Annotated in this window: 26 protein-coding genes and 1 tRNA gene; 15 read left to right on the top strand and 12 right to left on the bottom strand. The window is 35.6% G+C overall.

What is annotated here, in order from left to right:
- Positions 1 to 134: 134 nt before the first annotated feature.
- From R8806_RS18010 to R8806_RS17965, 10 genes are all read right to left on the bottom strand, one after another.
- The gene (locus tag R8806_RS18010) at positions 135 to 392 is read right to left on the bottom strand and encodes a hypothetical protein (protein WP_124318411.1); all 258 of its coding nucleotides are present in this window, start codon (positions 390 to 392) and stop codon (positions 135 to 137) included.
- A 1-nt stretch (position 393) separates the two neighbouring features.
- The gene (locus tag R8806_RS18005; protein ID WP_164720093.1) at positions 394 to 534 is read right to left on the bottom strand and encodes a hypothetical protein; all 141 of its coding nucleotides are present in this window, start codon (positions 532 to 534) and stop codon (positions 394 to 396) included.
- 155 nt (positions 535 to 689) lie between these two features.
- Entirely contained in the window at positions 690 to 1,928 is a 1,239-nt protein-coding gene (locus tag R8806_RS18000) for a glycoside hydrolase family 73 protein (protein ID WP_229782961.1), read from the bottom strand.
- Between the two features lie 63 nt (positions 1,929 to 1,991).
- Positions 1,992 to 2,507, bottom strand: a complete 516-nt coding sequence (locus R8806_RS17995; protein WP_124318306.1) for a hypothetical protein — start codon at positions 2,505 to 2,507, stop codon at positions 1,992 to 1,994.
- Between the two features lie 70 nt (positions 2,508 to 2,577).
- Positions 2,578 to 3,039 carry a hypothetical protein gene (locus R8806_RS17990; protein ID WP_151411534.1) on the bottom strand — a complete coding sequence of 154 codons (462 nt, stop codon included), beginning with the start codon at positions 3,037 to 3,039 and terminating at the stop codon, positions 2,578 to 2,580.
- Between the two features lie 219 nt (positions 3,040 to 3,258).
- The gene (locus R8806_RS17985) at positions 3,259 to 3,450 is read right to left on the bottom strand and encodes a hypothetical protein (protein ID WP_124317321.1); all 192 of its coding nucleotides are present in this window, start codon (positions 3,448 to 3,450) and stop codon (positions 3,259 to 3,261) included.
- An 8-nt stretch (positions 3,451 to 3,458) separates the two neighbouring features.
- The gene (locus R8806_RS17980) at positions 3,459 to 3,806 is read right to left on the bottom strand and encodes a hypothetical protein (RefSeq protein ID WP_124317320.1); all 348 of its coding nucleotides are present in this window, start codon (positions 3,804 to 3,806) and stop codon (positions 3,459 to 3,461) included.
- Positions 3,807 to 4,201: 395 nt separating this feature from the next.
- Positions 4,202 to 5,251: a DUF3871 family protein gene (locus R8806_RS17975; RefSeq protein ID WP_124317319.1), complete on the bottom strand. Its 1,050-nt coding sequence runs from the start codon at positions 5,249 to 5,251 to the stop codon at positions 4,202 to 4,204.
- Between the two features lie 417 nt (positions 5,252 to 5,668).
- On the bottom strand, positions 5,669 to 6,112 hold the full coding sequence (locus R8806_RS17970; protein WP_124317318.1) for a JAB domain-containing protein: 444 nt from the start codon (positions 6,110 to 6,112) through the stop codon (positions 5,669 to 5,671).
- A gap of 190 nt (positions 6,113 to 6,302) precedes the next feature.
- Positions 6,303 to 6,782 carry a hypothetical protein gene (locus tag R8806_RS17965; protein WP_151411495.1) on the bottom strand — a complete coding sequence of 160 codons (480 nt, stop codon included), beginning with the start codon at positions 6,780 to 6,782 and terminating at the stop codon, positions 6,303 to 6,305.
- Between the two features lie 244 nt (positions 6,783 to 7,026).
- On the opposite strand from R8806_RS17965, the gene R8806_RS17960 reads away from it, so the two are divergent.
- The 6 genes from R8806_RS17960 to R8806_RS17935 all read left to right on the top strand — a co-directional run bounded on the left by R8806_RS17960 (position 7,027) and on the right by R8806_RS17935 (position 13,615).
- Complete coding sequence (locus R8806_RS17960; protein WP_124317317.1) at positions 7,027 to 7,869, top strand: hypothetical protein; 843 nt, start codon at positions 7,027 to 7,029, stop codon at positions 7,867 to 7,869.
- Positions 7,870 to 8,433: 564 nt separating this feature from the next.
- The gene (locus R8806_RS17955) at positions 8,434 to 9,522 is read left to right on the top strand and encodes a hypothetical protein (RefSeq protein WP_183312869.1); all 1,089 of its coding nucleotides are present in this window, start codon (positions 8,434 to 8,436) and stop codon (positions 9,520 to 9,522) included.
- Between the two features lie 98 nt (positions 9,523 to 9,620).
- The gene (locus R8806_RS17950) at positions 9,621 to 10,016 is read left to right on the top strand and encodes a hypothetical protein (protein WP_124317316.1); all 396 of its coding nucleotides are present in this window, start codon (positions 9,621 to 9,623) and stop codon (positions 10,014 to 10,016) included.
- Between the two features lie 253 nt (positions 10,017 to 10,269).
- Positions 10,270 to 10,683, top strand: coding sequence for a hypothetical protein (locus R8806_RS17945; RefSeq protein ID WP_317715729.1), 414 nt, complete (start codon positions 10,270 to 10,272; stop codon positions 10,681 to 10,683).
- Positions 10,652 to 12,112 carry a hypothetical protein gene (locus tag R8806_RS17940; RefSeq protein ID WP_317715727.1) on the top strand — a complete coding sequence of 487 codons (1,461 nt, stop codon included), beginning with the start codon at positions 10,652 to 10,654 and terminating at the stop codon, positions 12,110 to 12,112. Before R8806_RS17945 ends, R8806_RS17940 begins: the two co-directional genes overlap by 32 nt.
- Positions 12,113 to 12,418: 306 nt before the next feature.
- Positions 12,419 to 13,615 carry a PIN domain-containing protein gene (locus R8806_RS17935; protein WP_151411535.1) on the top strand — a complete coding sequence of 399 codons (1,197 nt, stop codon included), beginning with the start codon at positions 12,419 to 12,421 and terminating at the stop codon, positions 13,613 to 13,615.
- A 127-nt stretch (positions 13,616 to 13,742) separates the two neighbouring features.
- Here R8806_RS17935 and R8806_RS17930 read toward each other — a convergent pair whose 3' ends face one another.
- Positions 13,743 to 14,999 (bottom strand): site-specific integrase, encoded by a 1,257-nt coding sequence (locus tag R8806_RS17930; RefSeq protein ID WP_124315520.1) that lies wholly within the window; start codon positions 14,997 to 14,999, stop codon positions 13,743 to 13,745.
- 106 nt (positions 15,000 to 15,105) lie between these two features.
- On the opposite strand from R8806_RS17930, the gene R8806_RS17925 reads away from it, so the two are divergent.
- Together R8806_RS17925 and R8806_RS17920 are read left to right on the top strand one after the other, a co-directional pair.
- Positions 15,106 to 15,176: transfer RNA gene (locus R8806_RS17925), tRNA-Cys, on the top strand.
- Between the two features lie 158 nt (positions 15,177 to 15,334).
- Positions 15,335 to 15,484: a hypothetical protein gene (locus R8806_RS17920; protein ID WP_164719524.1), complete on the top strand. Its 150-nt coding sequence runs from the start codon at positions 15,335 to 15,337 to the stop codon at positions 15,482 to 15,484.
- A 34-nt stretch (positions 15,485 to 15,518) separates the two neighbouring features.
- Here the strand turns inward: R8806_RS17920 and R8806_RS17915 are convergent, their stop codons facing one another.
- Entirely contained in the window at positions 15,519 to 15,941 is a 423-nt protein-coding gene (locus R8806_RS17915; RefSeq protein WP_124315521.1) for a DoxX family protein, read from the bottom strand.
- Between the two features lie 135 nt (positions 15,942 to 16,076).
- On the opposite strand from R8806_RS17915, the gene R8806_RS17910 reads away from it, so the two are divergent.
- From R8806_RS17910 to R8806_RS17880, 7 genes are all read left to right on the top strand, one after another.
- A complete protein-coding gene (locus R8806_RS17910; RefSeq protein ID WP_124315522.1) occupies positions 16,077 to 16,346 on the top strand; it encodes a LysO family transporter in 270 nt (89 codons plus the stop codon).
- Positions 16,347 to 16,356: 10 nt separating this feature from the next.
- Positions 16,357 to 16,959, top strand: a complete 603-nt coding sequence (locus R8806_RS17905) for a LysO family transporter (RefSeq protein WP_124315523.1) — start codon at positions 16,357 to 16,359, stop codon at positions 16,957 to 16,959.
- A 56-nt stretch (positions 16,960 to 17,015) separates the two neighbouring features.
- Positions 17,016 to 17,576, top strand: a complete 561-nt coding sequence (locus R8806_RS17900) for an RNA polymerase sigma factor (protein ID WP_151411536.1) — start codon at positions 17,016 to 17,018, stop codon at positions 17,574 to 17,576.
- 82 nt (positions 17,577 to 17,658) lie between these two features.
- Positions 17,659 to 18,597, top strand: a complete 939-nt coding sequence (locus tag R8806_RS17895; protein ID WP_124315524.1) for an ABC transporter ATP-binding protein — start codon at positions 17,659 to 17,661, stop codon at positions 18,595 to 18,597.
- Between the two features lie 9 nt (positions 18,598 to 18,606).
- Positions 18,607 to 20,904 carry a Gldg family protein gene (locus R8806_RS17890; RefSeq protein ID WP_124315525.1) on the top strand — a complete coding sequence of 766 codons (2,298 nt, stop codon included), beginning with the start codon at positions 18,607 to 18,609 and terminating at the stop codon, positions 20,902 to 20,904.
- 48 nt (positions 20,905 to 20,952) lie between these two features.
- Complete coding sequence (locus tag R8806_RS17885) at positions 20,953 to 21,888, top strand: ABC transporter ATP-binding protein (protein ID WP_124315526.1); 936 nt, start codon at positions 20,953 to 20,955, stop codon at positions 21,886 to 21,888.
- 11 nt (positions 21,889 to 21,899) lie between these two features.
- Positions 21,900 to 24,200: a Gldg family protein gene (locus tag R8806_RS17880; protein WP_124315527.1), complete on the top strand. Its 2,301-nt coding sequence runs from the start codon at positions 21,900 to 21,902 to the stop codon at positions 24,198 to 24,200.
- Positions 24,201 to 24,669 lie beyond the last annotated feature (469 nt).

Below are 24,669 nucleotides of genomic sequence, written 5' to 3'. Positions count from 1 at the left end.
TAAAGTTTGCCCTTGTTGTAAAGAGCCCCTACTTGATCCTGTAGGTGCTCATGTTATAGATAGAGCAGGCATAATGTATATTACTCCTATGCGCAGAGAATGTAATAGTGCACACAAACCAGAAGAATTTAGTGTTACCAAAGAAGATTTAGTTTCTCTACAACTACATTCTTAATAATAAAGAAAGGAATGCTTGTTAATATTTGCCATTGCAGTTCTTTTTCATCTGTTTTGGCAAATATACAAGTATCATCTTTCTCTACCCAGAATTGGTATATAATTTCATCTTCCTTTTGGAATTTACTCATCGGTATCATTTCTCCAAATTCTTCTAATCCTCCTACTATACCTATTACATTATTTATAATGGTCTTTTTCCAGTTTTCTTCCATATTATTTCATTTTATATGGTTTTACATACATTTCGTTAAATTCTTCCATATTTTCTGCTATTAATTCATCTAAATTTAATGGTATATTAGCTTCTTGTAATACTTTAAGAAGCATAGGATCAATTTCAGACAACTTTATCATATTATTTCATTATTGGATATAAGTTAGATAGTCTATTTACTACTATACCTAAGCGAGGTAAATCATTTAAGCTATCTTTTATTAAGTAAATAGTAATTCCAACTAATATGTATATTATTAACATGTACATTATTATTTGTGCTTTCTTTTTAATCTTATTCATTATCAAAATATTGCAAATTATCTCTTAATAATTTAGAACCTTTTGTTGGATCAAATGGAATTTTAGTTCTTATTTCCAAACTCTTTTCTCTAGCAGGCATACTACCAATTAATCTTTGCCACCAGTCGAAGTTATAAGAATCCCAACCATATATTTGCTTGTCCTTATCATCCCATTGCATTCCATAGTATCTTAATGCTCCTAATCCAGTATAGTTGCCTCCGTCTGCCCCTTTTTCCTTTTTAATAGATAAGTCTTCATGTGCTTGTTTTGGCACATTAGGATGATCTAGTAAATCTTTAGAAAATGCATATGATTTTTTTAGATCTTCCTGATCAACTAATCCTTCATGTTTTTCTTGTAGCTTTTTATAAAGTTCTGGGGACATTCTAGCTAATTTACCTAGATTAAGAGTATCAGCTAATGCTTGCATTCTTAAATCCATTCCTTTAGTAGTAGTTACAAATTCAGCATCTTTTAAATTATCATCTTTACCATTAGGACGTCTAATATTGGTACTTTTTATTAAGTCTTGTGGTAAGTAATGATATCTAGCATAAAATGCTTCTTCTGCAGGAGTGCCTGAGAGACTTTTAGGCCTTGGTTTATGAGCTCCCTCTAAATTTAAATAATCTACTATTGCAGTTGCTTCATTTCCAGAAGGGTTATGTCTATTATATAGCAAATTTCTTCTGTACTCTGGAGCATTTTCTGTTGTACATAAACCTAATGCACATAAAGCCCCAAAGAAAGGTGAATCCATCATTCTACCTTTAAAGAATTGCCAACCTGTCAGATTAGTTCCATAATTGCCATTAGTCATTGCTTTCTTAACAGGCTTCCCATCCTTAAATCTCTGAATCTTCCCACCTACTTCATATTTCTTTACTTCATTAAGTACTTTATTATACTTACTTATATAATTAGGATCAGTAGCGTATCCTTGCTTTATTATATAAGGCATAAATTCTTGTTCAGACATACTAAATGCTTTACCATACCTCTTGTTAGTAAGTAAATTAATATACTGGTTTGCCCAATCTTCATAGTTCTTGTAATCTTTAAATGAATCTTTAATGTTTATCATTTTACCATTTATGTATTCCTTAGTACTTCTTGTTGTACCCTTACCTTTAATACCTGATAAATTGAATTTACCTGATTCACTTTTTCCCCAACCAGATTCTAGTGCTGCTTGTGCTACTAGGTGATCTGTCCATTTAGTATCTATTCCTCTATTCTTTAAAGTATCTGATATAATAGGTCTTAGTCCATTTGTAAAGAATTTTCATCGTTATAAAGTAATTCCAATTCCTTGATTATTAAAGAATATATTTATAGTTCGATTACCTTTCTTCTCAATAGGCTTGTCCATTTTTACTGTAACTGGTACTGTTTTTTTGTAATATTCTTTACTTGTTGATTTAATGTCATACGGCCAACTTTGAAGATCAAGTTGTGTACATGGAAAACGATGTTTGCAGTTTTTCCCACTACAAACAAAATATTCGATAGTCCCCGTGTAAGTAAACCATTCTTTATTTCTTGTTTTTCTCTTTATCTCTTTTTTACTATATGGTTGATATGTAATAGCAACCTTCATCAGGTATTTTGAAGGATGAACATTATCCTTAAATATTACAAAGTCTTGCCAAGTTCCTGTTATTTTATAATAGTAGGAATTTTTCCACTCTCCCCAATATCCGTTAATGTAAGTTGTATATTGAAATTCTAGTGATTGCGAGTATGATTTTTCTGATATACCCCAAAAACTAATGCTTAATAATATAATAAATAATATCTTTCTCATATCAATACTTAATGATAAGACGTTAGAATTTCTTGATCAAAAAAACTTAAACTAAATTAGTAACAATGTTTTATTCTATGATATATCTGTCTAATTTGGATACAATTATAACAGTTGCACTCTCTTGTTTGTATTTGGTGGAACCGTAATGAGTAAACGTTCCGCTAAATTTAAATTCATTTGCGATTACCTCGTCTGGATGTTTAAGTGCGTACTCCTTTATATCACCAACATTCTGTGTTCTAATAAACCCAAATCCACTTTTAACAAGTTGTTCACTTAGTTTTTGGTTATTCCTGATTACATCATTACATTTTTTGATTACTTCTTTTCCTGTTAATGATTTAACATGTTCTCGTGTCGTTATTTGTGGAGCTTTATAGTAATCAATCTCCTTGGAAAGGGCTTCCTGTTCCGTCATGTAAGACTTTTGTTTAATAAACTCTTGTTCTGCAAGTTTCATCTCGTTGTTTATAGATGAAGAACAAGCTACTATAAGGAGAATTATACATGTAGTAAATGCTATTTTCATAATACGTTGTTTTTAATAGTTTCAATTCTAATAATCAAATAAATGCCTATATTCGCAACTTGTTGTGGTACATACTTCGTTAGCAAGAATGTACATTACCACGAATTATACTAAAGCGTCATTATTCATAACCACTTGGTTTTATGTACTTCCTAATCCCAAGAAGTCTATTAATGATTGAAAGCATAGGGATTACCAAAATGGTATGCTTCCTGCAAGTTACCCTCTCTTCACCAAACTTATTACGATTCCAAGGATCAGAATACACAACCACGTGTAGTGTCCGTCAACAAGTGTTATAATTGTCAATGGTAAACTAATAACTATTGATAATGCAAACACGGCTCCACTTGGGATAAATAACATGATAATGCCAGCCACAATAACGGCAGGCCAAACAATAGAATCCATATACTAGATCAATAAGTACCCAAGATAACATCAACGTAAGGACTGTAACCTCCATTGTCTATACTCACCTCTAAAACATCAATATCACAGAATTTCATGGATGCTTCAATCTTTCTTAAATGTTCCATTAATGAAGCACCATATATTGCAACGGATTCAATATTACCCGCTGGATCAGGACAAAACATGTACTTGTTATAGAAATTCCCATTGAGATACATGTCAAGTTGCACCGTTCCATTGCCAAAGTCATTGATCCTTTCTATTTGGCAATTACTAAATAGGGGATGCGATAGGAGATTATTGTAGATATTGTTTATCACTCGTAGGCTTTTTTCATTAAAACTGTTGTACATAAGGTCATATTTTACACCCCTAATCCCCCAAGAGGTATTAATACATAATAAAGAAAGCGTGGGAATTGTTAGAATTATCTGTTTTAGAGGTTCTGGTAAACCCTTGCTTCAAGATAAAACGACACCCCACGCTAAACCAGTATATATAACAGAATAGTATATATGGCAAGCATGAGCGTTTGTACCGTCTATCCCTAAAGCAATTGAAATGTACCAGATTTCTAAAACGGGATAAAGCCTAAACGCTTTCTATTTAACTATGTTCGTCATGGCGATCTCTCGCTACAACTCTACAAATGTAAATATAAATAACGTTCCGTACAAACACTCGGTGGGGTGTCTTGTCACAAATTTAGAGTAATCAATTGAATTAAAAGAATTAATTTCTAATGGTTTTACTCTATAAACCATTTATAGGTGTTATCACCATGTAACGCTCTATCTATTCCCTCCGTTAATTGCGTGGAGTTTAACGATCTATCTAGGAAGTTATCTATGTAACTACTTTTATTGGCACCAGTAAGCATGTTATAGAATTTCCACAAGTTGATCTCGTTCTCTCCATGCTCCCTTTTAAAGTTATCATCATGGTAATACGCCTTGGCAATAATATTTACCTGTGAATCCGTTAATTCCATGTTAGGGAGTAACTTCTTCTCTTTTGCTGGTAAGCACTGATACAACCTGCTTTTCCCCAAGAATTGAGCGAATTGATGTTCCGTGAGGTAAGAACTAGTGAAGCTCTTCATCAACCGTAAATGCTTTTCAGCATCGTACTGTTGAAATAACTTCATAACCTCTCTAAACAGGTCATGCTGGCTCGTGGCTCTAAGGTCTGTTTTAAAACCGTCAGTAAATGTACACAAGTTGCAACATACTTTATTCTGGAAGCCAATAGCGACACTAAACCTTTCTGCCACTTTCTTTGAATAAAGGTTCTCCCTGTTATAAGCTCTCACTCCTGTAATACATAAATTCACCCTGTTACCGTCTATCGTTTCATAAATGGTAGGTATTTCAAAAGCAAACGCCATTCTCTCGTAGTAGATCGTCTTGTCACTTTCTAGTAATTGAGCTACTGGTTTATGTATCGCTTCTGGTATCCTTCCCTTTATAACGTGACTTACCATTATATCTGGTTCATCTATGCTTTCCCCTCTAAACAGTTCACTCGCCACCTTGTGTACCGTTTCTATAAACGAGGGATGAGATATTGTCATCTCGTTATCCTTGCTGAACACTGGCACGATGCAATCACTTTTTAAACGGATCATGTCAATGGGTTCAGTGTTAGCTTCAATAAAATGTTTTCTCCTTTTGTCCTTTCTAACAGGTTCATTCACTACTTCATAAGGTGTAGGTTCTTCTTGCTTGATATTATTACTGCCAAGTAAAACTGGCAATAACCCTTCATTTTGACTTGGAATTAATGTTGACGTGTTCATAATCTAATCTATTTAACGGTGGTGGAAATATTTGAAATTTCAGTTTATATATACAATCCATAAATTTCCCACCAACCTTGGTTTCTAAAATTCATTATCACTTTTACTTGTTTTATTTGTTCCCTAGCTTCAAGCCAATAAAAAAATTAAACTGGAAATATACTTTTACACCATATATAATAATGGTGAAAATTACCTCCCTTACAAGCTATATATACCAATACAGCCAAAAATTCACCAATCTTGATTTTTAAAGCTTATCATTACTTCTTGTTATTCCTTTTCCTCTTTAACTTGGAATAAACTAAGAAATTCAACTGGCAACACACTTCTATACCGTATACATATAGTGGTGAGAATTATTTCCCCTCTTGGTCGTATATACCAATACTGGGAATTATTCACCAACTTCAATTTTTAAAGTTTACCGTTATCTGAATAACTGTAATAGTCATCCTCGCAATACAAGATGTAATCCAGTAAATCTATATCCACATATGAAAGTGCGATCTTCAACTGTTCCACCAGTTCATCATCCAGTTTAGCGGGTTCAAGATCACCAGAAGGTTGGTTTATACAAATGATCACTCCTTTACAATTAGAAAGTATAGCCAGTTGCAATATAAACCTTACATCCGTAATGTTGTAAGATAACGCACCTTCACTCACGGTAGATACTCCCAGTACCCTGTTACTACCATTTAATAGAATAATTCTTGTAGAGATATGATGCTCTATTGTATCTTTAAACGGGGATACCAGTAACTCGTAAGCGTCCCTTGCGGATTCAACCTTGTACTTTTTAGTTGGTTTTCTCCTGTACACCAGTTCTACCACTGGTAATTTCACTTGCTCGTTCATGATCTATTTACACTTTAATCACGTTGTCGTTTTCATGATTCAGGTTCACGTTAGCTTGTTGGGTTTGGCAAGGGAAGAGAAACTTCGTGTTCCTATATTACCTGCTTGGAAAGCCTGAATGACTTCCCCCGCTTTAATATCGAAACCTCGTTTCCCTCCCCGTGCGCTCGCTGTCCCTGTATCTTTTTAACTACTCTTCCACTAGAGCGAACTTCTTAACGAGTAATTTTGCCCTTTGACCACGGTAAACGGCTGGTGTTTCAACCTGACCGCATAACACGATCTTCTTGTCTTTAAGCGTGGTGATAAGGGCGTCTAGCATCATGTTCCTTGCAAAAGAATAGATGAATTGTAACTTTTTACCGTACTTCTTTTCAACGATAGGATCGCATGGAATATCGTTAGGCGTGACATCTCCCGCTTGGCTAGTTCGCACGAGTTGAGTGTATTTAATCTCCCTCACCTCTTCCTCTCCCAAGGCGCATACAACTTGTAACTGCTGCGGGTTCTCCCCCTTAAAGTCAATGACGGTCATTTCATCGCCTACTTTCATTGGGGGTGGTATTACTGCCACCTGATTTTTAAAATGTTCTAGCAAGGCTGGATTGATCTCGATAGAACTGGAAGGTCTTGTTTCCTCCCTGTTTTGAATGTAAGTTTTTAAGTCCATAATTGAATTGATTTTTAATTAATTAAATTGGTTTTTATCTGGCTTGGGGTAGGGGTATTACGAGGTTACACTACTCTTGTATAGAACACACCTGTATATATTGCCAACCTAAAATTAAAGGGGAGGGGGTGTTAAATAAAGGGAGGTGTACTTGTGATATTCTGGTTGGTGAGTTTTTAACGGATCGGGTATATAACAGTAAATACCTCGTGAATTTTCACCCAATAACTTTTAATGACATATCGTGATATTGATTAAATTTACGGCATTAACCGTAAGATTAAAAGCGATGGAACTTGACGATGAAAGAATGAAATACGTGAAAGAGTTTTGTTACAAGTATTATTCATACGAAGGTATGGTGTTAGGAGAGTTCACGTTTTATGAATCATTACTGCCAGATAAATTTGCATCATGGTATGATGATATTGTCAAGAGTTTACCAAAGCATTTCAACGAGAAAGAGTATTCTGAATTTAGAACGTTACAAGAATATATCACGTATTTTGATCTGGACAAAAATGCTTTCTGGGTATTCTTGGTTTTCATGTATCAAGCGATTGAAAGTTCCGTTACCAAAGAATGGGTTACAGTAGACGAGGAAGTGGAACGTATTTATAGATTCGTGGAAGAAAACTGGGAAAAATTGCAAGTTCAAATTTCCACGACAGATAACAAAAAGTTACCCGTTATAAAAGATAAGGAGGTTTTACATTGGATATTCGTGTTGCGAGATTCAAATCGAACCCGTGAATCCCAGCATGATTGGATTCCTATTCTTGAAAGGACTGACAATAAAATTACCACGAGGAAAAAAAGTTATATCATGGTAAAGACTATTGCAAACGAGTTCGTTGCGAATAGTAAAATAACAAAAGACAATCCCCCGAAAGGCGCATACACGAATAAAGAACGAGTATTTTACTTGTGTATCTTGTATCTTTGCGGTTATTTGGTTGGTGATTTAACGAAAAGATACGATCACAAGAATACCGCTCCTATCAACCAACTATTACGTGATTTTAAAGACACTGACGTGCATTTAAAGAATCTTGAAATGGTATTTGCCTTCAACAAGGAAAAGTAGAGTTTTTGCCGAGCAAATAATGCCATGTTGTCATGAATGTAAATATATGTAAACAAAACATGACATTCAAGAATATTCGTGTCATTCTGGCAGGAATTAATATCTTGCTTGTAAGCCTGCAAACAGAATTCATAACAATGTAACGTATTGAATATAAGTAATTTATTACAAAACAAATGGTTGCTCGGTAATAAATCATTCTTTCAAGTTTTCCCCTTTCATTATAGAATAATGGTATGCCAAAACCAATTTTGTTTTTCAATTTTCTCTAGTTTCTGCCATTATACCGAATAACCCCATTAAAAAAAATGTAACATCATCTTGCTGATTATCAGGGTAGGGTAAGTAATATATATCATTATATTACCTCACTTTTTGGCATGCCATCGCACGATACTTGTTGAAAACTAAGCATCAACGTTGATATTAAATTTTTAATAATAAAAGATGATGACAAAAAATAAAAGAAGCATGGATGCAAAAAAGGTGTCCACCACTCGGGGAGAGGGTAGAGATACCAGAAGTGAAGTAAACCCAGTTAATAACAATTCAAATTTAAATAAAATGGAAACAGAAAAGAGTATTAGTATGGCAAATAATGAATCTCAAGTGAACAACACCGTGGACAATACCACCCAGAAAAGTATGGAGAATTTGAAAAAAGATTTGAAAAAAGCAGAACGGAATTTAGATTCTTTGATAAAAAAGAAATTTCCCTTGGTAGTTATCGAGGCGCAAAGGAAAATCGTGGAGGAGCTAGAAACAGAAGTTGCCAATCATCCCGAAATGAAGGCAAGCGAGATAAAGGTTAAACCTGATTTTATCACCTTTGAAGTGGTGGATGGCGATACCTACCAGAAAACGGAGGTAAGCAAAAAATTGGCTTTTGTAGAAAACAATCGCCCCGTTGATCCCAAGAAGGTGAGTACATTTATTTCTACCATTTCAGATGGGAAGTACGAGAAGGCCTATCCCGTTATCGTGATTCCCGCTACTTCACTTGTAGAACAGGGATACACGGTAAAAGATATTGAAGGGAACGTGATCACCAAAGAAGAGGCGGAAGATTATTTCGTAATTCTGGACGGTCAGCACCGAAGTATCGCTTTCGCCAGAATAAATGCCACTGGTGAAACTTGTGTTATTCCTAATGTTAGGGTTAAGGAAAAAGAGAATATCGGGGAATACCTTGTTGAAATAAACAGGGTGGGTAACTGGGATACCAAGGATAAAATAACGGTTGCGGCTTTGGTGAACAAGGAGGACGAGTTGTTGAATGTTATGGCAATGCGCATGGGCGAGGGCTTTAATCCTTCCACCTTGGGGTTAATCTACGCCAAGAAAAAATTGTCTGACAAGGCAACGAACTCGGCTCTAAAGGGAGAAGAATATTCCTTACCGCAGGGAGCGGAAATCAATATCGAGAGAGGTAACAAGTTTATCACGCTCTGTCAAATGGCGGGAATAGAGGTAAAAGAACTTACCAAACGGTACTTTATAGAAGGTTTCGATGGGTACAGTACCTCAACTAGCGAGGACCAAGCTTTTGAAGCATTGAAAAAGCTAGGCGAATTGAAAGATAAAGAGAAAAAATTCAAGAATGTTAAATCTGGCAATGACTTTATCGCCTTACTAAAGAAAGTTAGCGCATAAAAAAAAGGAATTCTGGTTTTAGTTATCACGTGTAAAAGGCCTAAGGAAGGCTAAAACCAGAAACCTATATATATTGTTCAATTTTAAAATTTGTTCTTATGAAAGAATATAATGTCAACGAGCAAACTCTTGCCATAATTAGATTATCACTAGCGGCAATGGCAGGTGTGCAAGTAAAAGTTCGAAATTTTGTGAAGCAATTCAAGCAAGCGAGAATGGCAGGTAGAACTGTGGCCAATATTACTCTCGTGGAGAATATCGCAGCTGGGGAGGAATATGAAAGTCTGATTTATGAGGATTTTCCACGTGCGATGCAATTGATTTTGGATGAATTGTTACCATCCATTTTTCCAGATGTGGTATTTAAGAAACCCATGCTGTGTGTTTCCCCCGTCCATGATGAAGAGGACAACGAGATAGCGGGACATTATTCCATGAATCTTTTGGCAACGGTTTCGCTACAAGAAACGGGACAACAAACAAACGAAAAATGAGTTTGTTACAAAGACTAGTTACTCAAACGGGTGACTAGTCTCCCTCCTTTTTCATGGAAGCAAGAGTGTTAATCGGTAAGCAAGAAAAAAAGAGGTTAAAAACGAGAATTTTACCATCCCGTCCAAGAGCAACCATCAAGATCAGGGTATAGCTATCTCTTTGCCTCAAAATTTAAGGTCGGTGAGAAAATGTCTGGATGGGCATATAATAGTTAATCGGGGGTAAAATACCACCAAGTAAAAGATAATCAACATGAAAAGATTATTTCAAAAATTGAAGTTTGAAGTTATCCCAGCGATATTGAAAAAGGGACAACGTTTGATTGACGCTTTAAAAACGATAGGATATAAGGAAATTCCAAGTAACGTGATACTGGATAAAACGCTAACAGGTATCGGTGCCACTTATCAAGAATTACACGCTAAACGTCACTCCATTATTATTGAACCAACGTTGCCAGTGATACACGATAAAGCGTACGGTAAAGATGAAATATTGCCAGTTTATGAAAATTGCAAAGTTCCTGACGTGAAACGGTATTTACAAAGAGCAGAAGTGAAATACAAGAAAGTTCTTACCACGCCAGAAAGTTTCTGGAAGGTGAAGAATGCTTGTGAAGAGTTGAAATGGAACATTGTACAATACCTTTTTCTGCCTGTTCGATGAATGCGAGAGGTTGACGGAGGATAGCGATTTTCGCAGGAAAATTACCATGCCGATGAAAGATTTCTTCCAGTTTAACAGTAAAGCGTTTGTTTCTGCAACTCCATTACAAGTGAGCGATCCACGTTTTGAAGGTTTCCAGTGGATAAAGATCAAGCCAGATTTCGATTACAAGAAACCGCTAAACTTGATAGTTACCAACAGCTACGATTATTCAGTCCGCCAGTTATTACTGGGACACTTGGTAAATAGTTCTCGTGTGTTTATTTTTTTGAACACAACGAATGGAATTGACAAGATAGTGAACACTTTAGGTATTGAAGGACAATCGAGAATATTCTGTTCAGAAAAGAGTGTGAAGAAATTGAAAAAGAAAGGTTACACAAACGTTTCAAGCTTGTATTCTGAACCTATCGCCAAATATAACTTCCTAACTTGTCGCTTTTACTCCGCATTAGATATTATATTGAAGGTGAAACCAGATATAGTTATGCTTACCAACTTGTATGAGGCGGAACATTCAATGATTGATCCTTACACGGAAGCGGTGCAAATATGCGGTCGCTTTAGAAAAGAGATTGATGGTAGCACTTTCAATTCTATCACGCACCTTACTAACGTTCGCAACACCTTAAAAGTGAAAACGGATGAAGAGATTGATATTGAACTGGAAGAGAAGTTGAAAACTTACGAGAGCTTGCAAGCGAGATATAACGAAACAACGGATGCAACTCGCAAGAAGGCAATAATTGATGATATAAACAGGTTAGGTTTAGCGGAATTTGCCACGAAACTTGATGATGGATTGCTTGAAATAGATCACTTCGCCATTGATAACTATTACAACAACGAGAGGGTGAAACGGTACTATTTATCTGGCAATGCTTTAAGGGAAGCGTACGAAGGAACGAACCATTTTACAGTGAATTACAGGAACGTGTTTCTTGCGGTTGGAGATAGTGACAGGTTAGAATTAAAGGAGCTTCCAACATTTATGGAGCGCTGTAAATTGATGGTTGATAAGTTGAACAAGTTACAAGCTGATCCAGATCGTGATTTTTATATCAATATTCTTAAACAGGAAAAAGATGGCGAGTTGATAATTGAAGCGTACGAGAAGTTGGGTGTTGAGGTATTTGCAAACAAGAAGTACCAGAGGGCAGATATTAAAAAGGAACTGGATAAATACAATACAGAATTATTGCGTTTTAGCTCGATAGTTGTACAAGAAGTTAAAGAAGCCTTCCCTTTAAACGTACCAATGCCACAAGAAGATATTAAAAACCAGTTACAAGATATATACAAACGGTATGGCATTGATTATAAAGTGAAGAAAAACACTATTGAGGATTATTACGATGCAAGTCCCTCGTATCACAAGAAACCGTATACATACACTCTTAAAGCGATAAAAAAGTTTCCAACCAACTAAAAGCATAGTTAATGAACTAATAGAAGGTGTACCTGTTGATGACATTGATTTTTAATTGCTTGATAGGTATTTCTGATGGTAAAATTGCAGTTGGTGAATTATTTACGAGATGGGTATATAAAAGGAATTAGACGGTATTTTTTCACTTGCAAGATTAATTTTGAGAATTAATATCAAAGTTGAAATGCACTCTCTTTGCTCATTTATTTTTATTTTTGTAAAAAGATTTTTTTACGAGATGAAATATTTGATATTAGACACTAATATATATATATCCATTTTATTGATTTCGAACAAATTGACTGGATGAGGATTTTTAATGATAATATTTGTATCGTGATTCCTCCTAAAGTACAAAGAGAAATAGATAAACTTAAGGATCAAAGCACAAGCCCCAAAAAAAGGAAAAAAGCAAAGCAGGCATCAGCTAAAATTGCTGATTATTTATTAAATGACAAAAGTGGGAAATATCAGGTGAAAACTTGTAAAGATCCTAGAGCAAGTGAATTTGATGAAGACATTTTTAATAAAGATGTTGCAGATAATTGGATATTATTATCAGCCATTCGTTTAAAAAATGAAGAAAATATTGAGGTGATACTAGTTGCTGCTGATAATGGTATATTAGTCAAGGCCAAACAGGTTGGATTAAATTATTACCAAATGCCTGATAAATATAAATTGAAAGAAGAACTTTCTGATGAAGAAAAAGAAATAAATAATTTAAAAGCAGAACTCGATAAATATAAAAACAGGCTCCCAAAACCATGTATTACTTTTGCAAATGAGCAAGAACGAATTGTATTCAAGAAACCCTCAAAACGAATTGTAGAAGAAGAACTTAAGCTTTACATGGATAATTTGAAAATGGAAAATCCATTTCAAATATATAAAGAAATAGACACATATAACTTATCAGGAATTTTGTCGCTAAACTCTATGCTTTATACTGAAAAACAGGTAAAGAAATATAATATAGAATTAGAGGAATATTTCAAGGAATGTGAGAGATACCAGAGATTTGTTATACAAAAAAATATTTTAGATGAACGTTTTAAAGAAATAACTTTTGAACTTCATAACAAAGGTACAGCTCAGACTGGTGATATGAATATTTTTATAAGATTTCCTCACGATATAAAGATTTATGATGAACATTGTAAGATAAAAAAAGATAGGGAAGAGCCTATAAAACCAGAACTTAGATTTGGAGGATTAGATAGGGAGTTATTAAAATCTATGAGGTTTAACGAATGGGTTGATCCTTTTAGGGGTACAGGAATTCCTCAGATATACTGTTGGAACGTAGAAGATGCATTGGATATTAATGAATTCAAGTTCATCCAAGGTAAGTTAAATCATGGTATAGGTAAACCATTGACAATAGAAAATTCTCTTTACATTGACACTGGAGCTAATGCAAGTTTTAGTGTTGATTGGTTCATCGCTGATTCAAAATTAGTAAGTGGTGTTCAAGGTTCTTTGAATATTATTATACAGTAGAAAGTAATACAATTATTTATTAATCAATTGTTTGTATGAAACAAGGTGAATGATAGCCAGAAGATACATTATTATATACCATTCTGGCTAAAACTCACCTTACTTAATTTATCAATTTTAGATGCAACTAAAGTAAATTACTCATAGCTTCATCTATTTGCGTATTCTCAAAACTATCCAAATAAATTTGTGTTACTCTTTCAGAACTATGCCCCATAGCTTCTGATATAATAGAGGTGTTTACCCCCGATCGTTTTAGCACCGTGGCGAATGAATGCCTTGCAACATACGAGGTCAGTTTCAATGATATATCCAGATATTCCCCTATCTTCTTCAAATACTTGTTTACATACCTCGTTTGGTAATCTAACTTATAGTATTTCTCCTTCATCGTTTTCTGTTTGGTATCATCGAATATTGGAAAGACATAATCTGTTTGCTTGTGCTTTTTCTTACTATACTTCTTGATTATATCCTTCGCCATAGGTTGTAAACGAAATGAGATCATTTTCTTTGTCTTACTTCTCCGAAACTGTAACCTCTCGTTATCTATAACATTAGCATACTTTAGAAATGCAATATCTACAATATTAATCCCACATCCTAGATAGCTAAACACAAATATATCTCTTGCAAAGTCATAGAGAGGGAATGTATTCTCGTCTGAAATACTTTTCAAATCCAAGTTTATAATCCTTTCAATGTCTTGTTTAAGAATTGCCCTTTTAGATGTTTCCTCCTTGTACTTTGATACTTTAAACTCGTTAAAAGGATTCATGTCTGCTGGAATAGTTTTACTAACAACGGCTCTATTAATGACTGCTTTCAAACCTCTCAACCTATTCCCTATCGTATTCATCCGCAATCTCTTCTTTACCTTCATCCATGTTGCAAAGTCATTTAGAAATACCGTATCAATACTTTTAAGTTCAATATCCGTTCCTTTTGTAAATGCCATAAGACAATTAAGACAACACCTGTAATACCTCGCATTCTTGATATGATCTGTCGCCTCCAGCTCTTCAATATACCTGTCAAAATGTTGCTTTACATACTCTTTTTTCTCCTTCTCCACCTTTTGGGGTTTCTTCTCCCCAAACTCATCAAGAGATAATACCCTTCCTTCCAAATTGGCCGCCATTATCTTCTTGTTGATTTCTTGTTTCTTCTCTTCAATCACTAAATCATAATAATTTCTATTGACACACTTATCAAGAAATACATTATTTTCAAAATCCCAATACATAATAGGGATCTGTAACTTTAGTGAAAGTAACTTCTTCTGTTGCCCTTTATTTATTCTCAAATACAATGGAGCTTCGTTAGCTGCATTAACTCTATCTTTACGACATATAATACTAATCGTAATTTCATTGTTTTCCATTGTTGCAAAAGCTTCAAATTAAACAATAGAATTATTGATTAATACAACAACAATACCGCTACCAATACCGCTACCAGTTTACTTCCACATCATGAAAACTCAACAGGGTCGGTTGGCCGAGCGGTTAGGCAGCGGTCTGCAAAACCGTGTACAGCAGTTCAAATCTGCTACCGACCTCAGAAAATCAGCCACTTACAAAGTGGCTGATTTTGTTTATGGAGTGTTTTTGACCAAAATAGTCTAAAACCTTTACCAAAAATATTCTCAAATAAACAAACAAAAACATATCAATTCACGTTCATGTCTACAATGAATCACTCAAAGACATAAAGAACATGAAGAAGAAAAGAACTAATCCTTGGAAGATTGTCGGAATTATTATCGCCATCCTTTTACTAATATATTGGCTATTAGCAGCAACAATTTTAGGAGAAGATGAAAACGTAGTTCCTATTCTGGATGGAACAGAGCAGGTAATCCCATAGGATTCCTGCTTTTTTTCTCTTTATTTTCGAATATTTACATCCATTTTTTTGAAATTATTGCATCCAGAGATATTCTTCCCGCACCTGTGAAAAATAATAAGATGTAGATACCTAAATATAATAAAGGCAATTCTTTCATCTGGAATGGATCACTGGCATGAACGATAAATATAACCACCAACATAGAAAATATCAATGGAATCGTAGCCAACCGAGTAAAAGCACCTACAATAACAAACAAGGAACACCCAATTTCAGCCCCAATAATCAAAATTAAAGACAAAGTACTTCCTAAACCTATAGGATCCGAGAAAGTAGCAGACAATTCGGAGAATGACGTCAATTTAGCCACACCATGCGTCAACATTGTTATCCCGACAAGTACACGCAATATTAGCAAGCCCAAACTCAAGAATTTCCGATTCGGGACTACTATAGATGAAATCACTTTTTTCATAACAACATTTTTAAAGATTTAAACTCTATAGGTTAACGTAATACATTTTATTAATGTTGCGTTTTTAAGTACGAATTTATAAATATAGTAGTTTTATAAAATAAATCGTAGTTTCGCGGAAAGAAATCTAAGATCATGATTATAGTTATTAGTTTGATGGTTTGCGGCATCATTTTAGGATATGCCTTTAAAGAGAGAAATTTGAAGTTCGTGCAAAAACTCATTAATTATGCCATATTTCTCCTTTTATTTCTTTTAGGGATCACAGTTGGTGCTAACGGGGAGGTAATGAACAATCTTGATTCTATCGGATTGGAAGCTTTACTTATTACCTTAGCGGCAATTACAGGAAGTGTATTGTGCGCATGGGGTGTCTATCACTTTTTCTTCATGACCACCAAATAAATTCCATCACATGAAAGGTAGTATAATCATAGTCTCTTTTTTTGTTGCCGGAGTATTACTCGGACGACTCGTTGATGTTCCCGCCCTGCTAGCTGCAGAAGAACCCACTCTCTACGCCCTATATGTACTTATGTTTCTCGTAGGCATCAGCATTGGAAGTGACAAAAAAGCTCTAGAAGCATTGAAACACCAGAACTTTAAAATCATTCTGGTGCCATTGGCAACGATTATCGGCACTCTGGTAGGCTCGGCTTTAATCAGCCTCGTTCTAAGCGGCAAAAGCCTCACCGATTGTCTCGCAGTAGGCTCCGGATTCGGATATTATTCCCTTTCGACTATTTTTATCACTCAATACAAAGGTGCCGAACTCGGCACAATTGCCTTAGTATCTAATATCCTCCGTGAATTAATAGCCTTATTAGCCGCCCCTCTACTCGTGCGCTATTTTGGTAAACTAGCCCCTATTTCCGTGGGAGGAGCAACCACCGCTGATACCACACTTCCGATTATCACAAGATTCTGCGGAAAAGAGTTTGTAATCATATCAATCGTTCACGGGATAACCGTGGATTTAAGTGTACCATTTCTAGTGACATTTTTTTGCACGATATAAATTCTCTAATTCATTTTTATTACCTTTGTTACATTCTAAGGGAGAAACTAAATACTATGGCAGACACCATTTCTTTCGAATCAATAAGAAACGGGGATATAAAAGCGTTTGAAACCTTGTTTAAGGAATTTTATCCCTCAATGTGTGCTATTGCCATACGTTTCGTGTCAGATAAAGATGTTGCACAAGACATTGTACAAGAAGTCTTTATAAAACTTTGGGAAAAGAGGACCTCATACGAAGAGATTCCCAACCTGAAAACCTTTTTGTATGTTTCAATAAAAAATCTCTGTTTCAATTATCTTCGAGATAAAAAAGAAACCATTGATTATACAAATCAAGAAGTTATTAACCGCGAATACCATTTTAAAAATCGTTTAATCGAAGAAGAAACCTATCGTATCGTTTCTCATGCGATTGATTCTCTTCCTCCACAGAGTTCTAAAATTATCAAAATGTGCTTAGAAGGAAAACAAAATAAAGAAATTGCAGAAATACTAGGAATCTCTGTAAACTCCGTCAAAACTCTAAAATATAATGCCCTAAGCACTTTAAAAGAAGTGTTAAAAGATCATTTTTACATCTTAATCATCCTTTTGCTAGGAGAAAAAATATAAAAAACAAACGTCCCATTCATCCTTTTCAATTCTTCGTGTGTTCTGAAAACAGACATGTAAATCAGTAACACAATTCGAATTTATGGAAGAAACAATCGTGAGAGTTGAACATCTTTCCCATCGTTATAGCATACAATGGGCAATAAAAGACATCAACTTTGAAATTAAAAAAAAGGGAGTTCTCGGTTTATTAGGTTCCAATGGAGCTGGCAAATCCACCACAATGAATATTATTTGTGGAGTACTAAGTCAAACAGCAGGAGAAGTATATATCAATGGAATCAATACTAGAGAAAATCCTGTTGAAGCTAAAAAACAAATCGGCTTTTTGCCTCAAAAACCTCCACTATATCCAGATCTAACTGTTGACGAATATCTCACTCACTGCGCACTCATGCGCCTAGTAAACAAACATCAGGTTAAAAAGGTTGTAGAAGAAGCCAAAGAACGCTGCCAAATAGCCCATTTTAGTAAAAGATTGATTCGAAGCCTTTCAGGTGGTTATCAACAACGAGTTGGTATTGCACAAGCCATCGTGCATAAACCTCAATTCGTTGTTCTTGACGAACCGACCAATGGATTAGATCCCAATCAAATAATCGAGATCCGTCATCTTATAAAGGATATTGCAAAAGAACGTGCCATCATGTTATCTACCCATATTCTCTCTGAGGTTCAAGCAACCTGCAACGATATACAAATGATAGAGCATGGGAATGTCGTTTTTGCCGGAACTATTAATGACTTGAATAACTATATTGACCCTTGTACATTCCTTGTATCACTTGAAGCAGCACCACCATTGGAAGAACTAAAAAAAATCCCCGGAATAACTCAGGTTGAGCACATTACCAACACTCGATTCAGAATGCACTTCTCATCTGACCAAGAAATCACTAAACAAATAATAAACCTGAGTGTCGCTAATAATTGGCGTCTCAGTGAAATTACACTTGAACGGGACTCTCTTGATACCGCTTTTGCCCAATTGTCCGGCAAAACATTTATAAATAAAAGATAATTGACAAAGATGAAAACAATATTTAGATTAGCAAAAACAGAACTTCGTATATTATTCTGTTCTCCAGTATCCTGGCTTATCCTTGTCATATTTGCCTTCCAAGCAGGTATGGCATTTTCCAATATATTTGACATTCAGCTAAAACGTATGGCTCTAGGCTACGGATTATATGGAGTTACGCAAGAAACCTACGCTCGGTATTCCGGTTTACTCGTCTCCATGTTAAAATCTTTATATCTCTATATTCCATTAATCACGATGGGACTTATGAGCCGAGAATATAGTAGTGGATCGATAAAATTTCTTTACTCTTCTCCTATCACAAATACGCAGATCATTCTTGGCAAGTATTCAGCTATGATCATTTATGCAATTGTATTAATGGCAATCCTGTCCCTATATATCATATTTGGAATATTCACTATTCACAATATGAACGTAGCTTTTGTATTATCCGGTCTTCTCGGACTATTTTTATTAACATGCGCTTATGCCGCAATTGGACTATTCATGTCCAGCATCACTTCTTACCAAGTCGTTGCCGCAATGGGAACTCTTGCCATTCTTGCTGTTTTAAACTTTATCGGAGACATTGGGCAAGACATCGCATTTGTTCGCGACATCACCTATTGGCTATCCATGTCCGGAAGATCCTACGTTTTTTTGCGAGGTATGATCTGTAGTGAAGATGTTCTTTATTTCGTCATTATCATCACGTTGTTCATTATTCTTTCCATCACTCGTTTACAATCAACACGAAAAAAGCGGACTCGTTTAGCTAGCTATTCTCGTTACTCTTGCACAATATGTATTGCACTATTATTAGGATGTTTTAGCACCTTACCCACATTCAAACTGTATTATGATGCCACCGAAACTAAAGCAAACACATTGACTCCTGGAAGTCAAGAAATCGTAAAACAATTAAAAGGAGGACTCACGATAACCACGTATATGAATATTTTAGATAAAAATTATGGAGTAGCCCTACCTAGTCAGCTAAAACACGACTTTGAACGCTTTGAACAATATATGCGCTTTAAACCGGAAATCAAAATGAAATACGTGTATTATTACGATACACCTTCCGAACCTTCTTATGCAGGAAATTTCCCGGAATTGGAAGGCAAAGAACGTGCGGAGAAAATTTGCAAAACTTTGAACGTCGATTTTAATATGTTCCTTTCTCCAGAACAAATTCAAAAAATCATAGACCTCAAACCGGAAGGTAATCGCTTCATTCGAGTTATCGAAAGAGAAAACGGGCAAAAAACTTTTCTACGGTTATTCAATGACATCCCCAAACATCCATCCGAAACGGAAATCACAACAGCATTAAAACGTTTTCTTGTAAAATCACCCAAAGTAGGATTCTTAATCGGACACGGGGAACGTAGTCTTCATAGCACGGGAGACCGTTATTATTACAATTTTGCCAAAAGTATTTTTTTTAGGCATTCACTTATCAATCAAGGATTTGATGTAATTGATTTATCAATCAAGGATACGGAAATTCCCGCAGACATAGATATCATTGTCATTTCGGATATGCGCACTGCTCTAAATGCAGAAGAAAATGAGAAAATTAAAAATTACATCCAACACGGAGGCAATTTATTCATTCTAGGCGAACCAGGACGTCTCGAAACGATGAATCCACTTCTCTCCCATTTGGGCGTAGAATTAATGCCCGGAACACTCGTACAATTAAGCGAAGGATTTTCTCCCTCGTTAATCACAGCAACTTTAACAGAAGAAGCTGCTCTACAATCCTTACGCTATAATCGAATTCGGGGTTGGGACTTCAAGCTTATCATGCCTACCGCAACCGGAATAAAACTGATGGACAATAAAGGATATAAAATATCGCCACTTGTAGTATCTACTTCGCAAAAAAGCTGGAACGAATTAGAAACCACAGATTTCGTGGATGGAGAATTTTCTGTAAATACTCAAATAGGAGAAAAAGAACAATCTTATCCTGTCGTACTTGCCTTGACCAAGAAGGTTGGAGAAAAAGAACAACGTATCATCGTTACAGGAGATGCCGATTGTATCAGCAATGGAGAGTTGTCAACCAAACGTAACGGTATTGGATCAGCTAATTTCGATTTCATTACAGAGTCATTTAAATGGCTTTCGTACGGAGAATTTCCCATTGAAACTTTCCGTCCCGAACCTACAGACAATTCTATTAATATTTCCCGCAAAGCTTCTCCATGGATAAAAACAACCGCCATGGGCATTATCCCATGCATATTACTTTTTACAGGCTTGATGATATGGAGTAAAAGGAAGAAACATTAATCTTACCCTGTCTAACCAATAATTTCAACAAGAACAATTTGAAAAAACATGGAAAATTCTATCGTAAAAGTCGAACATCTTTCGCATCGCTATAATGTTCAATGGGCAATACAAGATATCAACTTCGAAATTAAAGAAAAAGGTGTTTTAGGCCTTCTTGGTTCAAATGGCGCAGGAAAATCAACCACGATGAACATTATATGTGGTGTTCTGAATCAAACAGCCGGAGAGGTTTACCTTAATGGATATAATCTTCGAACCAATCCGGTTGAAGCCAAACGCCATATTGGCTTTCTACCACAAAAAGCCCCGCTTTATCCAGACATCACTGTTGAAGAATATCTAACCTATTGCGCTTTTTTACGCCAGATGCCTCAAAAAGAGGTATCCATCGCCGTAGAACGAGCAATGAAACGTTGCGACATATCCCATTTCCGTCATAGAGTAATCAGTAATCTCTCCGGTGGGTATCAACAACGTGTCGGAATCGCACAAGCAATTGTTCATAACCCAAAATTCGTTATTCTTGACGAACCAACAAATGGATTAGATCCAAATCAAATTGTAGAGATTCGATATTTAATAAAAGAAATTGCTGCAGATCATGCCGTACTTTTATCCACGCATATCCTTCCCGAAGTGCAGGCTACTTGCAACAACATTCAAATGATTGAACACGGGAAACTGGTTTTTGCTGGTACGATAGATGATTTTAATAACTACGTGGCTCCAAGCAGTGTTATTCTTACCATGGATACCCCACCATCCATGTCTATGCTACAAACCATTGAAGATGTATCCGCAGTAGAAAAAATAGACGATTATCACTACCGAGTTCATTTCAACGCCTCTAATAATATTTCAGAAAAAATCGTGCAATTAAGTGTTTCCAATAATTGGGGATTAAAAGAGATTACATTAGAAAGACAGTCCCTTGACAATATTTTTGCCCAATTATCTGGGAAAATCAAAACATTAAAATGAATTTTTATTATATGAAAACCATCATAAAAATCATGAAGAACGAGCTTTACACCTTGTTCTACTCTCCAATCGCATGGCTTGTTTTAATCATTTTTGCATTTCAAGCCGGCATGGCATTTAGTGACGCATATCTTGATCAGCTTCGCCAACAGGCACTTGATTACAGCCTTTACGGAGTTACTCGTTCGCTTTTATTCGGTTGGGACGGAGTTATCTCTAGTATGCAACGACAACTCTATCTCTACATCCCGTTACTTACGATGGGGCTTATGAGTCAAGAATATAACCGAGGCTCTATTAAATTACTTTATTCATCTCCCATCACCAATAAACAAATCATTTTTGGGAAATATCTCGCAATTATCGTGTATATCCTTGTCCTTATTGCATTCCTATTCATTTACATTCTATTTTCCCTATTTACAATTAAAAACATGGATATTCCCTATGCTTTAGCAGGAGTACTCGGAATTTTCCTACTTCTTTCCGCTTATGCAGCTATCGGACTTTTCATGTCCACCTTAACTTCCTATCAAGTTGTGGCTGCAGTCGGGACTCTTGCATTATTGTCTGTATTAAACTTTATCAATAATGTAGGTCAAGAAATCCCATTTATCAGGGACATCACATACTGGTTATCCATGTCCGGACGTTCCGATACATTCCTGGAAGGGCTAATTTGTAGCGAAGATGTTCTCTACTTTATACTTGTCATAGTTTTATTTATTTCTCTATCAATCATCAAATTACAAGCTGAACGGACGAAAAAAAACCTTATTCAAAATATCGCACATTATGGCTGTGTTATTATCTTGGCACTAGGAATCGGGTATGCCAGCTCTCGCCCCCAGCTAATGTGTTATTACGATGCGACCGAGACAAAAGACAATACCTTAACTCAAAGCAGTATTGACGTCATGAAAAAACTTGACGGTCCATTAACATTAACCACATATGTAAATTTACTTTCCGAGCACTACTATTACGGTCTTCCCAAAAGCTATAACGAAGATATCGATCGTTTCGAAAGATATATTCGCTTTAAACCGGAAATCGAGATGAAATATGTCTATTACTATCACAAAACTTATTTTCCACTTCTAGATACACGCTATCCCAACCTAAATGATGAAGAACGAGCTCGTAGAATCAGTGACATCTCCAACATTAATTTTTCTAAAGTCCTAACTCCCGAGCAAATCAATCAACAAGTTGATCTTTCAGGAGAAGATTATCGCTTTGTTAGAATTTTCGAAAGAGGAAACGGTCAAAAATCATTTTTACGTCTTTTCGGGGATAATGTCATTTTTCCCGGTGAAACAGAAATCACGGCATCTCTAAAGCGAATGGTTGTTCCCTCTCCTCATGTCGCATTTCTCTCTGGCCACGGAGAACGTAACATTTATAGTGCCGGGGAACAAGAATATGCCGCTTTTGCAGAAAATAAAACATTTCGCTATTCTCTACTCAATCAAGGATTCAATATTTCCACTTTATCTCTTGAAAATATACAAAGTATTCCTAAAGAGATCGACATTCTCGTTATTTCTGATATAAAAAAATCTCTTTCACCCTCAGAATTAACGGCAATTTCAAACTATATTAGTATCGGTGGTAATTTAATCATCGCCGGCGAAAGCCGACGTCAAAACAATATGAATCCAATACTTGAACAACTCGGCTTACGTTTCATGCCAGGCATTCTCGTTCAACAAAACAAAGATTATCCCCAAGATCTTATTTTAGGAAACATTGCCACACAAGCAATAAACCTTACTCCTAAACTTCGTTATTTAAAATATAATGGAAGTAAAGTTTCAATGCCTGGTGCAATCGGTATTGAACAAATTTCGAACAAAGGATTTGAGATTATTCCTCTCATTGAAACAGATTCCACGGGTTCATGGAATGAACTTGAAACCACTAATTTTATCGAGACAACAGCAACTCTCAATCCTACTATCGGGGAAGTTGAAAAATCCATTCCCATCGCATTATATTTATCTCGGGAGATCAACGGAAAAACTCAACGAATCATCGTTACCGGAGATTCCGATTGTTTCAGCAATTCAGAATTATCCCGTACTAGAGAAGGAATCCCTTCTGTCAATTTTACAATGATAACTGAATCCTTTCGTCTGCTTTCAAACGGAGAGTTCCCTGTTGATACTAGACGTCCACGCCCGTCTGATGATCAAATTTATCTTACGGAAAACGCATCTCTATGGATCAAATTACTATTTATAGGATTATTACCTTGTTCTATCATCATTCTTAGTCTTGGACTATGGTGGAAACGTAGAGGAAAATAACTTCCTAAAAAGAAGCGTGAACGAACTATCCCTAGAAGTTGAACAAAAACTTCTGTAGGAGTTCATTCACGCTCCTCCTTTCTCATTAATATCCAGAATTCCCTCAAAAGACATTTCATTCCTAATTCTTTCGAAAAAGGATTAATTTTCAACGCCAATACTATTATTTTAAATATACTTGTATCCGAAAAAATGGCGTACGAAGAATTCATTCTGATAAAATACTCAATTTTTACAAAAAAAAGGAAGATCCATTCATCCTTTTCGCATGATTACGTGTTCTACAGATAAAGATGACAATATACTAGGGGTGCAAAGTTACTACAAAAAAGTGAAATGCGGAAAGATATAGTGATAGAATTGAGTTACAAGGGTTTTGGTTGAAGTGGCGATAATCCGTGAAGCCATTACAATCCCTGCCGAAGCCAAATCCTGACGCCGCTACGTTACTTGTTCGTAACCATGCCCG

It is taken from the genome of Butyricimonas faecihominis (assembly GCF_033096445.1).
GTDB lineage: Bacteria > Bacteroidota > Bacteroidia > Bacteroidales > Marinifilaceae > Butyricimonas > Butyricimonas faecihominis.
This window is presented reverse-complemented; position numbering and strand designations above follow the sequence as displayed.

Coding starts and splice junctions, on each gene's coding strand:
- R8806_RS18010 (WP_124318411.1), bottom strand. CDS start 392: ATGGAAGAAAACTGGAAAAAGACCATTATAAATAATGTAATAGGTATA.
- R8806_RS18005 (WP_164720093.1), bottom strand. CDS start 534: ATGATAAAGTTGTCTGAAATTGATCCTATGCTTCTTAAAGTATTACAA.
- R8806_RS17995 (WP_124318306.1), bottom strand. CDS start 2,507: ATGAGAAAGATATTATTTATTATATTATTAAGCATTAGTTTTTGGGGT.
- R8806_RS17990 (WP_151411534.1), bottom strand. CDS start 3,039: ATGAAAATAGCATTTACTACATGTATAATTCTCCTTATAGTAGCTTGT.
- R8806_RS17985 (WP_124317321.1), bottom strand. CDS start 3,450: ATGGATTCTATTGTTTGGCCTGCCGTTATTGTGGCTGGCATTATCATG.
- R8806_RS17980 (WP_124317320.1), bottom strand. CDS start 3,806: ATGTACAACAGTTTTAATGAAAAAAGCCTACGAGTGATAAACAATATC.
- R8806_RS17975 (WP_124317319.1), bottom strand. CDS start 5,251: ATGAACACGTCAACATTAATTCCAAGTCAAAATGAAGGGTTATTGCCA.
- R8806_RS17970 (WP_124317318.1), bottom strand. CDS start 6,112: ATGAACGAGCAAGTGAAATTACCAGTGGTAGAACTGGTGTACAGGAGA.
- R8806_RS17965 (WP_151411495.1), bottom strand. CDS start 6,782: ATGGACTTAAAAACTTACATTCAAAACAGGGAGGAAACAAGACCTTCC.
- R8806_RS17955 (WP_183312869.1), top strand. CDS start 8,434: ATGGAAACAGAAAAGAGTATTAGTATGGCAAATAATGAATCTCAAGTG.
- R8806_RS17950 (WP_124317316.1), top strand. CDS start 9,621: ATGAAAGAATATAATGTCAACGAGCAAACTCTTGCCATAATTAGATTA.
- R8806_RS17945 (WP_317715729.1), top strand. CDS start 10,270: ATGAAAAGATTATTTCAAAAATTGAAGTTTGAAGTTATCCCAGCGATA.
- R8806_RS17935 (WP_151411535.1), top strand. CDS start 12,419: ATGAGGATTTTTAATGATAATATTTGTATCGTGATTCCTCCTAAAGTA.
- R8806_RS17930 (WP_124315520.1), bottom strand. CDS start 14,999: ATGGAAAACAATGAAATTACGATTAGTATTATATGTCGTAAAGATAGA.
- R8806_RS17920 (WP_164719524.1), top strand. CDS start 15,335: ATGAAGAAGAAAAGAACTAATCCTTGGAAGATTGTCGGAATTATTATC.
- R8806_RS17915 (WP_124315521.1), bottom strand. CDS start 15,941: ATGAAAAAAGTGATTTCATCTATAGTAGTCCCGAATCGGAAATTCTTG.
- R8806_RS17910 (WP_124315522.1), top strand. CDS start 16,077: ATGATTATAGTTATTAGTTTGATGGTTTGCGGCATCATTTTAGGATAT.
- R8806_RS17905 (WP_124315523.1), top strand. CDS start 16,357: ATGAAAGGTAGTATAATCATAGTCTCTTTTTTTGTTGCCGGAGTATTA.
- R8806_RS17900 (WP_151411536.1), top strand. CDS start 17,016: ATGGCAGACACCATTTCTTTCGAATCAATAAGAAACGGGGATATAAAA.
- R8806_RS17895 (WP_124315524.1), top strand. CDS start 17,659: ATGGAAGAAACAATCGTGAGAGTTGAACATCTTTCCCATCGTTATAGC.
- R8806_RS17890 (WP_124315525.1), top strand. CDS start 18,607: ATGAAAACAATATTTAGATTAGCAAAAACAGAACTTCGTATATTATTC.
- R8806_RS17885 (WP_124315526.1), top strand. CDS start 20,953: ATGGAAAATTCTATCGTAAAAGTCGAACATCTTTCGCATCGCTATAAT.
- R8806_RS17880 (WP_124315527.1), top strand. CDS start 21,900: ATGAAAACCATCATAAAAATCATGAAGAACGAGCTTTACACCTTGTTC.